This window comes from Bradyrhizobium sp. P3_C3 (assembly GCF_056402655.1).
This window is the reverse complement of record NZ_JBFUGY010000007.1, coordinates 52,749-64,903: the sequence shown is the minus strand read 5'-3', so window position 1 is coordinate 64,903 and position 12,155 is coordinate 52,749. Positions and strand designations below refer to the sequence as shown.

Genomic DNA, 12,155 nt, shown 5'->3' with positions numbered 1-12,155 from the left:
CTCAGCCACGGCCCCGGCAACGGTTTGATCCTCCTGTTTCCGGACCGTCTGGACTTGACCAAGATCGCCTTTGATAATAAAACTGACTGACTGATCGTTTTTTATTATATCCGGCTTTGTAAGCGCCGCGTCGAGCAAACCGTCAAAACGACCGATCTGTCAGTTATTTATGGACGGCCAAAATGCCCAAGATCAGCGACAAGCAACGCGAAGGCCGGCGGCAGCAGATCCTCGAAGCGGCCCTCGCCTGCTTCGCCGAGCAAGGCTTTCACCAGACCGGCATGGCCGACATCGTCAAACGGTCGGGCTTGAGCCACGGCGCGGTCTATCTCTACTTCCAGAGCAAGGACGATTTGATCGAGGCGCTCGCCGACGACCGGCATCGTCGCGAGGCCGTGCTCAACTCGGTGGCACAGGGATCGGGTGATCCGATCGAAGGACTCCACGCGCTGATCCGCGTCTACGCGCAATGGCTCACCGATCCCGCCGGCGAAGCGAGGCGTCGCGTCGGCATCCACGGCTGGGCGGAGGCGCTTCGTAACCGCCGCGTCCGCACCAGCGTCGTCGAAGGCATCGACCTGCCGCGCGCGCTGATCGTCGCGCTGGTCGAGCGCGGCCAGCATGACGGCCTGATCAAGCGCGACCTCGGCGCCGATGCGATCGCACGCGTGCTCATCGCGATCTTTCAGGGCTTCGTACTGCAGAAATGCTGGGGCGAGGATTTAGACATCGAGGCCTGCATGATGGCCGTGGGCGGCGTGATCGAGGGATTTCGCACGACCAGGCCTGACATCAAGCGACGGACCAGGACGTAAGCGATGTCCTGGATTCACGATCTCCTCGCAGGCATCGGTGTCGGTCTCGTCGGCGGGCTGACATCGGGCTTCATGGGAACGAGCCCGGGCGGCGGTCTTGTCGTCTTCACCGTGCTGCTGCTCGGCGCGGAGCAGCATGTCGCCCAGGGGACGTCGCTGATCACGCAGGTCCCGCCCACTGGCCTCGCCGGCGTACGCCGCTACTGGCAGAGCGGCAATCGCAGCCCGCTGCAATGGATCGCCTGGATCGGCCTCGGATTTCTCGTCGGCGGTGCGGGCGGCGGTTACGCCGCGGCGGCGGTCTCCGACTCGGTGCTGCAATGGACCTACGTCGTCTATCTCGTCGCGCTGATCGCCCTCCTGATCCTGCGCCGCGACCGCAAGGACGGGAGCCACGCGGCCGTTGACCGAGACGAACTGCCTTGGCTCCCCCTGCTCCTCATCGGCGCGCTTGCCGGATTTTCCTCCGGCTTCATGGGCATCGGCGGCGGGCTCGCGATCACCGTCGGCCTCGCCGCGGGCCTACGCGTCCCGCAGCATCAGGCGCAACTCGTCAGCCTCGTCTTCTCGGTCATCCCGACCAACATTCCGGCGGCCTGGATCTACTGGAGCAAGGGGCTCATGGTCGGCTGGCCGGCCATCATCGGGATTCTCGCCGGCCTCTGGATCGGAACCGATCTCGGCGCACGCGCGGCCAACGGCGTCAGCAAAGCGGTGCTGCACAGGGTCATGATCGCCCTCATCTCCGTGATGGCGCTCTACATGACGCATAAGGCGCTGACCTGATTCTACGGCCGCTGCGGAATGTTCAGCCCGCGCTGCACGGCAGGACGCGCCAGCCCCCGTTCGAGCCAGGCACCGACCGACTTGAACTGGCTGAATTCGACGAGATCGCCGGCGCCGTAGAAGCCGATGAGATTGCGCACCCAGCCGAGCATGGAGATATCGGCGATGGTGTAGTCGTCATCCATGAACCACTGCCGGCCGGAAAGATGGGTCTCCATCACGCCAAGCAGACGCTTGGCCTCGCTGACATAGCGGTCGAGCGGCCGCTTGTCCTCGAAATCCTTGCCGGCGAATTTGTGGAAGAAGCCGACCTGGCCGAACATCGGCCCGATGCCGCCCATCTGGAAATGCACCCACTGGATGGCCTGGTAGCGGCGCGCGGCGTCCTCCGGCAGAAGCTTGCCGGTCTTCTCGGCGAGGTATTGCAGGATCGCGCCGGACTCGAACAGCGGCAGCGACCGGCCGCCCGGACCGTTGGGATCGAGGATCGCCGGAATCTTGCCGTTCGGATTGAGCGAGAGGAATTCCGCCGTCTTCTGGTCGTCCTTGCCGAAGTCGACGAGGTGGACCTCGTAAGGCAGACCGATCTCCTCCAGCATGATCGACACCTTGACGCCGTTCGGCGTCGGCAACGAATAAAGCTGAAGCAGCTCCGGATGCCTGGCAGGCCAGCGCTTGGTGATGGGAAAGGCGGACAGATCAGGCATCGGGACCCCGGCTTCGTTCGTGAGATGCCGCCTAATCTAGGCGAGCCGTCGAACGGCGCAAGGCCGAGCCGTGATCATGCATCGAAGCCGGACTATAAGGGCCGCAGCAGATGCCTGGCGGCGTACGCGATATCGCGCTGCGCGCGTTGCTCGATGAAGAGCTGCCCGGTGACGAGCAGCGCTCCGGTGAAAACGAGCGCGAGCATCGCGGTGGCGAACTGACTGGCATCCTTCATCGCACGAGCTTCTCCGTCATCGGTTCGCACGGGGAACGCGGGCCGACCGTCGACAGTTCCTGCACGCTTCAAATAAATTGCCACTTTATCCCGCATCGAGACGCGCGAGGCCGCGACCTCAATAATTGATCTCCATCCGCAGTCCGCCCGGATCGACCTCCTCGCCGCCGACACGCTGTGTGCTGTCGCGAGCCGCGACCGCGCAGGCACAGGCATCGATGAGATCGTCGCGGCCGATGCCGGTGCCATGACGCTGCGTCAGCCATGTCTCCAGGCGCGTGAAGCCGCGTTGCGCCAGCAGCGAGATGCGCTGCTCACGACCTCGCGCCGACGTCTTCTTCGGAAGACGGACTCGGCCCGCCAGATTCCAGAAAATCAATTCCGGATGCGCTTCGCCAATTGTCGCCTGCCGCACCGGCGTCATGATCTCGTCGACGTCCCTGATCTTGTCCCTGATGTTCCAGAGCTGCGCCGACACGCCCCTGCCCTTGCCCTCCCGCTCCCAATAGTGGCGATTGGCTGCCGCCATGTCGGGAAATGTCCAGAGATCGCGGCGCGCGCCAAGAAACACGGCAGGGCCGACCAGCTCGCGTGCACGCAAGTCGCAGGCTCGATAGCCGCTTGGCTTCAATCCGATCGGCATGTCGATCATCGCACGCGCATGTGGCATCGCAAGCAAGCGCGTCAGGCCCGGCGAATAATCGAAGCCGTGATCGCCGCGCTCGTCGATCCAGGCTGCGACCCAGCCGAAGCGAAATCCATCGAGACCGAGATAGTATGGCAAATCATGCGTCCCGACGTCGACAAGACACCTATGTTTCTCCCTCGTCTCGATGGCGCTCGAACAAGCGCTGCGCCAGCAGCGCATGGCCGAGCGTGCCGCCGGCGCGCACGGCCGCGGCAATCAATGCCGCTTCGGCGACTTCCTCGCGCGTCGCGCCGGCCTTCGCTGCCTGCGCCGTATGCACGTCGAGGCAATAGGCACATTGCGTGGTGAGCGCGACCGCGAGCGAGATCAGCTCGCGATATTTCGGCGGGATCAATCCGTCCTTGCGCTCGACCGCGTGGTTGAACGCAAGGAACGCGTTGGCCTCGACCGGCGCCAACGCCACGAAAGCGGGGACAGACTTCAGATCGTCAGGCGTTTGATAATCGGTCATGTCTCACCTCGTCAGATATTCGCGCATCAGGGCGCGGGCGCGATGCAGGCGCGCCTTCACGGTCTGCCTGGACGCACCGAGCGCGGCGGCGATTTCGTCGATGGTCATTTCCTTGACGTCCCGCATCAGCGCGACATCGCGGTAGTGCGCGGGCAACGCTTCGAACGCAGCCGCCACGTCAAGCCGCAAATCCGCTTCGGAGCGCGACAGCAGCAGAGCCTCCGCCTCGCGGTCGTCGATCGATGGCCCAAGCCCCGCCTTGCGCGCGAGCCGCCGACATTCGCGGCGGACCACGCTGAACAGCCACGCGGAAAGAGCGACGAGCGAGCGGATCGTGCCGACATGGCGGAACAGGATCCACATCGCCTCCTGGGTCGCATCCTCGGCATCCGCCGAGCTGCGGCAGGTGGCGCGTGCGTAGCGGCGGATATCCGGCTGCGCGTCTCGAGCAGGGACGCGATCGCCTGGGGATCGCCGAGCCGGGCCGCCTCGAACAGGTCTAGCGAGATCGCCGCCGCACTCACGACACGCCTCCTCGTCCGATCCCGGCCATCGCGCACATCGGGCAATAGCCGACGAGCCCCGTCAGTGCGAAGCCTGCGCTCCCGAGCGCCACCAGCCACGCCGTGACGCCGGCGAGATACACGAATGCGGCAATCGCAACCGCAATTCCGAGCGCAACCCGCACCGCCTGATGCAGACCGCCGATATTCTTCCTGTAGAATGCCATCACATCCTCCGAAATGAGCCGAAGCAAAATGCCTCGACCATCAAGAGGACGCGAAGGCCGGAAAGGATTCGCGGACGCCGGCGATTTTTTCGCGATCAGCCCCCGACCGCCTGGTAGGCCAGGCGCTTGAACTCGAAGAAGAAGGGGTTCCAAAAGCCCATATGGCGCTGGGCCATCAGCACGCCGGCGGTGTTGGCCTGCGGACAAATCCACCAATGGGTGCCGGCAAGCCCGCCCCACTGGAATTCGCCGGTCGAATTCGGGGGATCGAACGGCGTCGGCGCAAAGGTGACGGCGCCGCCGAGACCAAAGCCCTTGCCGGGAATCGGCCCGAGATTGGCAAATCGGATGGTCTGGCCCGCGGGCAACTGGTTCGTCATCATCTGCCGCAGCGTGTCGGGCTTCAGCAGCGCATCCGGACCGGGGAGCAGCGCGCGTACCAGCGTGAGCATGTCGGGCAAGGTCGAGACCAGACCGCCGCCGCCCGAGAGCCGCGGAAACGGCCGCCGATAGGCCTGCGGATAAGGCAGATTGTCGGCCCGCGTCAGGCCCGGCTTCATCGGATCGAGCACGTCGGCGCCGGTATAGAGTGCAACCAGCCTGCCGTGCTGCGCCTCGGGCACTGAGAAGCCGGTGTCGACCATACCAAGGCGATCGAAGATGCGCGCCTTGAGGAAGGTGTCGAGCGCATGGCCGGAGACAACCTCGACCATACGGCCGAGCACGTCGGTCGCCACCGAATATTCCCAACCCGTGCCGGGATGATAAGACAGCGGCAGATCGGCAAGCTTGTCGATCATGTCGGTCAGCGGCGTGAGCGGGTTGAGCACGCGCGCCTCGTTATAGCCTTTGAACAGCACCGTGCCGGGATCGAAGATGCCGTAGCTGAGGCCCGAGCTGTGGGTCAGCAGCTGGCGGATCGTGATCGAGCTCTTCGCCGGCTCGACATCGGCAAGGCTAGCGGCACCCTGCTTCAGCACCTTACGATTGCCGAGCTGCGGCAGGATTTTTTCGACGGGATCATCAAGCCCGATGCGGCCCTCCTCGACTAGCAGCATGATCGAGCACGTCACGAAGATCTTGGTATTGGAAAACGCGCGGAAAATATGGTCAGACCGGAGCGCCGTCTTCGCCTCGCGATCGGCAAAGCCGACGCATTGCTGATCGACGACATCGCGCCCCCGCAGCACCGCCCAGGACACGCCTGGAATGATCTCCTGATCGACGTAACGCTGCATCGCCGTCCGCGCGGCGGAAAAATCAGGTGTTCTGGCGTCCATGTGTGTTTCCCCCAATTATGGTTGGAATGGATATAGCGCGAATTGGCCGGATATGAAGCCCGTCCGGATAGCGCAGCTCATCCCTGCTTCGCCAGCACCGTCACATACAGGCGGCGGCGGATGCGCATGCCCTGCCGCTGATACAGTGCGATCGCCGACGCGTTGTTCGAAAAGACGTGCAGGAACGGAATTTCGCCGCGCGCCTCGATCCGGCGCGCGACCGCCGCGAGCAGCGCCTGCGCGTAGCCGCGCCCGCGATAGTCCGGATGCACGCAGACGGCCGTCATCTCGACGAAATTTCCCGGCTTCATCCGCTCGCCCGTCATCGCGACCAATTCTCCACCAACGCGGATGCCGAGGAACGTGCCGAGTTCATGGGTGCGCAACGCGAACGGACCGGGCTTGGTTAGCTCCGTCAGCGCCATCATGGCGGCGACGTCGGCCGCGCCCAATTTGACGATTTCGGCATCGCGAAGTGGGCTGTCGGCCGGCGAGCCGATCATCTGCTCGCCGGTCTCGGCGAGCACGACCTTGAAGCCGGCGGGAACGTCGACCGGCTCCGGCGTGAACAGCGCGGCGACCTGCGAGCCCGCCAGGAGATCACCGAGCGCGGCGAAGCTTGCCTCGGACATGTCGACCATGTCGGCAAACGGCGTCATGTCCACGGGATAGCGCCGCGCGCGCGGGCCGCCCTCCGCCAGATGCTTCTGGCTCGTCGTCAGCGCACTCCAGATCGGACGATCCAGTAGCCGCTCATCGCCGTCGGACACCGGCCTAGTCCTTGTCGAAGCTGACGATGACGGCGGCGTTGGCGATGAGGATGGGATCGTTGGCCACTTCCGTGGCCGAGGGAATCTCCAGCCCGCCCTTGACCGCAGTCACGGTCACCGTGCCGTAAGGCAGCTCCTTCGCAACGGCGTCCTTGTCCACCGCCTCAGGGTTGGGCACCGCAATCGTGACGTCGACGAACATATCGTTCGCGGTCTTGCCGATCATCCGGAAGAATCCGAGGCTCGAATGCCTGATGGCATCCGATACGGCACGCTTCGCCGCCTTGGTGGCGTCCCTGCCGTGAACGTCGACGCCCATGCCCATCTCGGTGATACAGCGAACGCGAGTCATGTCTTATTCCTGTGGTTGGTTGAGCTACGTTGATGCAGGTTGTTATCGGATTTTGGCTGATCAGCATACTCCGTCATTGCGAGGAGCAAAGCGACGAAGCAATCCAGASTSCCTCCGCGGAAAGATTCTGGATTGCTTCGCTKCGCTCGCAATGACGATGTGGCGAGAGCATCGACCACATCACGCCTTCGACTTCTCGTGCGCCCGCAGTTCATCTACCAGCACGCGCACATTCTCCGAATAGTCGATCGGGATCACGACCAGATGCACGCCGCCCTCCTTGAAGGCCGCATCGAGCGTCGGGCCGAATCTGTCGATGCTCTCGATGCGATGTCCCTTGGCGCCGTAGGCCTTCGCGTAAAGGACAAAATCGGGATTGCCAAAGGTCATGCCGTAATCGGCGAAGTGATCGACGGCCTGCTTCCAGCGGATCATGCCGTAGGCGTTGTCCTCGAGCACCAGCACGACCAGGTTGAGCTTGAGGCGGACGGCGGTCTCCATCTCCTGGCTGTTCATCATGAAGCCGCCGTCGCCGGCGACCGCGAGCACGCGGCGGTCGGGATAAAGCATCGCGGCCATCATCGCCGACGGCAGGCCGGCGCCCATCGTCGCCAGCGCATTGTCGAGCAGCAGCGTGTTGGCGACGCGGGTTCGGTAGTTGCGCGCGAACCAGATCTTGTACATGCCGTTGTCGAGCGCGACGATGCCATTCTCCGGGATCACCTGGCGGATGTCGTGCACGATGCGCTGCGGTGTCGGCGGCCAGCGGGCCTCGGTGGCGCGGTCGGCGATGTGCGTGAGGATCCCCTCGCGCAACGGCAACAGCGCCGCCGCCTGCGGCAGCTTGCCTTCGAGCCGGTCGGCGAGCAGCTCCAGGCTCGGGCCGACGTCGCCGACGACCTCGGCATCGGGGAAATAGACCAGCTCGACGCTGGCCGGCGTGTAGCTGACGTGAATGACCTTCGGTCCCGACGGCCCCATGATGAAGGGCGGCTTCTCGATCGGGTCATGGCCGATCGCCACGATCAGATCGGCTGCGTCGATCGCGTCATGGACGTAGTCGCGCTCTGATAGCGCCGCCGTGCCCATGTAGAGATTGGTGCCGCCGGGCACCGTGCCCTTCCCCATCTGTGTCGTGAAAAACGGAATGCCGGTTCGCCGCACGAAGCTGGCGATACCGTGGGTCGAGCGCGGCCGGCTGGTCGCAGCTCCCATCATCACCAATGGACGTCTTGCGGCCAGGATCATTTCGGCCGCGCGGTCGAGCGCGGCGCGATGGGCGACCGGAATTTCAATCGGATGGACCGGGATCACGGGGACGGCCGGCACTTCGTCGCCCGCGATGTCCTCGGGCAGCTCGAGATGCACCGGCCCCGGCCGTTCCTCCATCGCCACGCGAAAGGCATCGCGCACCACGGTCGGAATGCTGGAGGCGCTGATGATCTGCCGAGAGAGCTTCGTCAGCGGCTTCATGGTCGCAACTACGTCCACGATCTGAAAGCGCGCCTGCCGGCTGCTCATGATCGGCTTCTGGCCGGTGATCAAAATCATCGGCATCGCGCCGAGATGGGCATAGGCGGCGCCCGTGGACAGGTTGAGCGCGCCCGGGCCGAGCGTCGAGAGACACACTCCCGGCTTGCCGGTGAGCCGACCATGCGTGGCGGCCATGAAGGCCGCGGCCTGCTCGTGACGGGTCAGGACCAGCTCGATTTTGGAGGTGCGCAGTGATTCGACCAGGTCGAGATTTTCCTCTCCGGGGATACCGAAGATGCGATCGACGCCCTCGTTCTCCAGCGCCGCGACAAACAGGTCCGATCCTTTTGCCTTGCGTTCCTGCCCGCTCATGTCGCCTCCGCTCGCTGTGCGTCCCGTGGTCGGGAGCGGTCACATGGTAGCGGCTCGTGGCGCAGGCACAACTCACAAAGAGGCGGGCGATTGTTCCAACATCGTCAATACGATCGCAGCGAAGAAATCCAGACTCTTTCCGCGGATATCTCTGGATTGATCCGCTGCGTTCGCAACGACGCCGTTTCCGAATTCCGGTAGAGTGGATTGACCGACTGTTCGGGTGTCTTTTGCCTGCCGGGCTACGAAGCTCTACAGCTTCGCCTCGGCAAAGATGCCTGATATCCAGTCGAGGAAGACGCGCAGGCGGAGCGCGAGCTGGCGGTTTTGCGGATAGAGCGCGGAGAGCGGCGTCGGCGACGGCGGATAGCCGGCCAGCACCTCGACCAGCGCACCGCTGGCGAGATCCGCCGCGAAGCGATAGCGGGGCGCCTGCGTCAGGCCGAAGCCGAGCCGCGCGAGATCGGCCATGGTGTCGGAATTGTTGACGCGAACCCTGCTTGGCAGCACGACATTGCGCAGCCCGCCGGCGATAGAAAACTCCAGCGGCAGCACATCGCCGGTGCGCGAGGAGATGAACGCGACCATCTGATGCCCGTCGAGCGCATCCGGCGTCGCGGGCGCGCCATGGCTCGCGAGATAGCCCGGGCTCGCCACCGTGATTTCCTCGACCGTGCCGAGGCGACGCAAAATCATCCCGCTGTCCTCGGGCTCGCCCGACCGGATCGCGCAATCGATGCCCTCGCGCACGAGATCGACCAGCCGGTCGCCCTGCCCGATCTGCAAGTCGAGCTGCGGATGGCGCGCCAGGAATTCCGGCAGGTGCGGCAAGATGAAGGTGCGGGTCAGCAAAGGATGTGCGTCGATGCGCAGCAAGCCACGCGGTCGCGCATCGCGCATCGTGGTTTCGGCTTCCTCGACCTCCGCGAGGATGGCGACGCAGCGGCGGTAATAGTCCTCGCCGTCGAGCGTCGGCGTGACATGCCGTGTCGTCCGTTCGAGCAGGCGCGCGCCCAGCCGCGCCTCGAGCCCGCGCAAAACCTCGCTCGCCGTCGAGCGGGGAATGCCGAGGTCGGCAGCCGCAGCCGTAAAGCTCTGCCGTTCGACGAGGCGGACGAACAGGCGCATGGCGTCAAACCGGTCCATAGCCGATTGTTCACCACAGCCGACAAGTGATGACAAGTTTTTCGCGATTATCCGGTCGCGGCGATCGGGCATTCTCGAACAGGAGCAACCACACCCCATCACACGGAGAGACCCATCATGCCTTTCGCCAATATCAAGATCCCCCAGGCCGCCTTATCGCGGGCGCAGAAGGCGGAGATCGTGCACAACCTCACCGCGCTGTTCGCGCACTATTTCGGCGAAGCGGCGCGGACGCACACCATGGTGCTGATCGAGGAAGTGCCTGATGGCGGTTATGGCCGCGCCGACGAGGTGTTCGTGGTTCCCGACGCCTATCGCGCAAGCGACGCCGCTACCTCACCTTGAGGCTGAGCTCGGTGCCGCCCTTGAGCGGCAGCGTCATCGATACGAAGCCGTTGTCGGGATCGCGGATGAAATCGAGATAGTCGGGCTCGGCATTGTCGTTCATGACGTAGCCGCCGACGCGCAGCTGCGGCGCGACGATCCCGATCACCTCGCGCGCCAGCGAGGGACCGCTCTCACCCGGCCAGCCGTCGATCAGAACGAAGTCGACGGGACCGCCGAGATCGCGCAAGGTTTTTCGCGCATCGCCCTCGCGGATCTCGGCGTAGTCGGCAAGGCCGGTCTCGGCGAGATTGCGTTTGGCGGTCTCGACCTTGGCCGGCACGATCTCCGAGCCGATCACGGTGCCGCCGCCATTGTCGCGGATAGCGGCCGCGAAATAGAGCGTGGACATGCCGACCGAGGTGGCGAACTCGGCCACGCGCGTAGCACGCAAGCCACGGYACAGCAGATAGATCAGTTCGCCCTGCTCGGAATGAATCGAAAAGCCCTGCTCGGCATAGGCGTGGGGATCACGGCTGTTGAAGGAGCCGCGCGGCCGGCCGCCGGCCGGCCGCTGCCGCGCGCCTTGGAGGCGCGCGAGGACGGCGTTGACGCGTGGGTCTTGAATCGGGCTGTGGGGCCGATCATTCATGTGTTGCTTCGCCTCTCAGTTATTTGCCGAGGATTTCCGCGGCGGCACGATCCAGGATCGCCGCGATGCGGCGCGCCTCGGCGGGGTCGCTGCCAAGCCTGGAACGCAGCGCGCGCTTGAGGTTGTGGCGGGCATGGTGCAATTCGTCGGAGGCGTCGGCATCGAGATCGCTGACGCCGGCAAAGGCCTCGCGCACCTCGTCCATGCGGCGCCCGATCCGCGACAGCGCTTGCAGGATCGCGTCCGCAGTCGCGCGGTTCTCGGCGAGATGCGCCTCGCCCTGCGGCGTGATGCTGTAGAGCTTTCGACCGCCATCCTGCTCGACGCTGCTGTGGCCGACCTCTTCCAGATAGGTCAGCGCCGGATAAATCACGCCCGGGCTCGGCGTGTAGAAGCCGTCGGACCGCTCCTCGATAATCTTGATCAGCTCGTATCCATGAGCCGGCTTTTCGGCGAGCAACGCCAGGATCACGAGTTGGAGGTCCTGCGAGGACAGCCGCCTTGCGCCGGGGAAATCGCCCCCCGGGCCGCGCCCGAAGAAGCCATGCCCGCCGCGGCCGAAGCGCCGTCCGCCGCCGTGCCGGCCCATGACGAAATGGGCGAAATGCCCAAAATGGAAGTCTTTGTGGTCTCGTCCGTGGTGCATATCGTACGTCCTTTTGTAAAACATATCTTACGATATAGTTTGCGATAGACAGTCCACAACCCACAAGTCTGTGATCGGGCACCTTGGCGCCGGTCCCGGCTCGGGGGACCAGCACCGCCGGGCGCCGATTACTCCGCGGCTTCGCTGTGGGGAACGCCCTGCTCGACCTCGAGCTGAAGGATGTCGTTGAAGCGGTTGAAGGCACCGCAGAGCGCGATGCGCCAGGTCAGCTCGACGATCTCTGCTTCCGAGAAATGCGCGCGCAGGCGAGCGAATATCTCGTCGCGGGTCTTGTTCCAGTTGTTTGTGACGGCGATGGAATATTCGACGACGAGCTTGTCGAGCTCATCGAGCTCGGGATGGTCCTTGTAATCGACGAGGCGCGCGGCGCCCTCCTCAGACACACCCTGCACCGCCAGCTTTGGTGCGTGGTGCGAGACGCAATAGTCGCATTTGTTCAGCAGCGAGACCGTGACCAGTGCGAGTTCCAGATGACGCTTCGAGACATTGCCTTCTTCAGCAAGATCGACCAGCAGCGACCACATATGCTTGAAGATCGGCAGGCGGTGGGCCATGACACCGGCCTGGTTCTCGAACGCGCCGTAGGTCGTCATCTTGTCCCACAACGGCCTCAGCGTCTCCGGCAGATCGTCCCTGGTCTTGATCGAAACGCGCGACATGGCAATTCATCCCTGGTTGGAAGACG

The 12,155-nt window shown here is 64.3% G+C and carries 16 protein-coding genes and 1 pseudogene; 3 read left to right on the top strand and 14 right to left on the bottom strand.

Annotation, left to right across the window (positions count from 1 at the left end; genetic code table 11):
- Positions 1-182: 182 nt before the first annotated feature.
- Complete coding sequence (locus tag AC1DW2_RS10355) at positions 183-815, top strand: TetR/AcrR family transcriptional regulator (protein ID WP_477005972.1); 633 nt, start codon at positions 183-185, stop codon at positions 813-815.
- A 3-nt stretch (positions 816-818) separates the two neighbouring features.
- Positions 819-1,601 carry a sulfite exporter TauE/SafE family protein gene (locus tag AC1DW2_RS10350; RefSeq protein WP_477005971.1) on the top strand — a complete coding sequence of 261 codons (783 nt, stop codon included), beginning with the start codon at positions 819-821 and terminating at the stop codon, positions 1,599-1,601.
- A gap of 2 nt (positions 1,602-1,603) precedes the next feature.
- Here AC1DW2_RS10350 and AC1DW2_RS10345 read toward each other — a convergent pair whose 3' ends face one another.
- The 11 genes and pseudogenes from AC1DW2_RS10345 to AC1DW2_RS10295 form a co-directional block, all read right to left on the bottom strand.
- Complete coding sequence (locus AC1DW2_RS10345) at positions 1,604-2,308, bottom strand: glutathione S-transferase family protein (protein ID WP_477005970.1); 705 nt, start codon at positions 2,306-2,308, stop codon at positions 1,604-1,606.
- 92 nt (positions 2,309-2,400) lie between these two features.
- Positions 2,401-2,544: a hypothetical protein gene (locus AC1DW2_RS10340; protein WP_166095729.1), complete on the bottom strand. Its 144-nt coding sequence runs from the start codon at positions 2,542-2,544 to the stop codon at positions 2,401-2,403.
- A gap of 118 nt (positions 2,545-2,662) precedes the next feature.
- Entirely contained in the window at positions 2,663-3,328 is a 666-nt protein-coding gene (locus AC1DW2_RS10335; RefSeq protein ID WP_477005969.1) for a DUF429 domain-containing protein, read from the bottom strand.
- Positions 3,329-3,356: 28 nt separating this feature from the next.
- On the bottom strand, positions 3,357-3,704 hold the full coding sequence (locus AC1DW2_RS10330) for a carboxymuconolactone decarboxylase family protein (RefSeq protein ID WP_477005968.1): 348 nt from the start codon (positions 3,702-3,704) through the stop codon (positions 3,357-3,359).
- Between the two features lie 3 nt (positions 3,705-3,707).
- A pseudogene (locus AC1DW2_RS10325) lies at positions 3,708-4,228 on the bottom strand (RNA polymerase sigma factor).
- On the bottom strand, positions 4,225-4,434 hold the full coding sequence (locus AC1DW2_RS10320) for a YgaP family membrane protein (RefSeq protein WP_477005967.1): 210 nt from the start codon (positions 4,432-4,434) through the stop codon (positions 4,225-4,227). Before AC1DW2_RS10320 ends, AC1DW2_RS10325 begins: the two are co-directional and overlap by 4 nt.
- Positions 4,435-4,529: 95 nt before the next feature.
- Entirely contained in the window at positions 4,530-5,714 is a 1,185-nt protein-coding gene (locus tag AC1DW2_RS10315) for a serine hydrolase domain-containing protein (RefSeq protein ID WP_477005966.1), read from the bottom strand.
- A 77-nt stretch (positions 5,715-5,791) separates the two neighbouring features.
- On the bottom strand, positions 5,792-6,484 hold the full coding sequence (locus AC1DW2_RS10310) for a GNAT family N-acetyltransferase (RefSeq protein ID WP_476075836.1): 693 nt from the start codon (positions 6,482-6,484) through the stop codon (positions 5,792-5,794).
- A 4-nt stretch (positions 6,485-6,488) separates the two neighbouring features.
- Entirely contained in the window at positions 6,489-6,836 is a 348-nt protein-coding gene (locus AC1DW2_RS10305) for a Lin0512 family protein (RefSeq protein WP_063983745.1), read from the bottom strand.
- A 180-nt stretch (positions 6,837-7,016) separates the two neighbouring features.
- Positions 7,017-8,681, bottom strand: coding sequence for an acetolactate synthase large subunit (locus AC1DW2_RS10300; protein ID WP_477005965.1), 1,665 nt, complete (start codon positions 8,679-8,681; stop codon positions 7,017-7,019).
- A gap of 252 nt (positions 8,682-8,933) precedes the next feature.
- Positions 8,934-9,827 carry a LysR family transcriptional regulator gene (locus AC1DW2_RS10295; RefSeq protein ID WP_477005964.1) on the bottom strand — a complete coding sequence of 298 codons (894 nt, stop codon included), beginning with the start codon at positions 9,825-9,827 and terminating at the stop codon, positions 8,934-8,936.
- Between the two features lie 117 nt (positions 9,828-9,944).
- Between AC1DW2_RS10295 and AC1DW2_RS10290 the strand changes: the two genes are divergently transcribed.
- Positions 9,945-10,172, top strand: coding sequence for a tautomerase family protein (locus AC1DW2_RS10290; protein ID WP_014495867.1), 228 nt, complete (start codon positions 9,945-9,947; stop codon positions 10,170-10,172).
- Here the strand turns inward: AC1DW2_RS10290 and AC1DW2_RS10285 are convergent.
- The 3 genes from AC1DW2_RS10285 to AC1DW2_RS10275 form a co-directional block, all read right to left on the bottom strand.
- Entirely contained in the window at positions 10,159-10,803 is a 645-nt protein-coding gene (locus AC1DW2_RS10285; protein WP_477005963.1) for an O-methyltransferase, read from the bottom strand. The two genes, AC1DW2_RS10290 and AC1DW2_RS10285, sit on opposite strands and share 14 nt — an antisense overlap.
- Positions 10,804-10,822: 19 nt before the next feature.
- Entirely contained in the window at positions 10,823-11,449 is a 627-nt protein-coding gene (locus AC1DW2_RS10280; protein WP_477005962.1) for a PadR family transcriptional regulator, read from the bottom strand.
- Positions 11,450-11,577: 128 nt separating this feature from the next.
- Positions 11,578-12,129: a carboxymuconolactone decarboxylase family protein gene (locus AC1DW2_RS10275; protein ID WP_477005961.1), complete on the bottom strand. Its 552-nt coding sequence runs from the start codon at positions 12,127-12,129 to the stop codon at positions 11,578-11,580.
- Between the last annotated feature and the right edge of the window lie 26 nt (positions 12,130-12,155).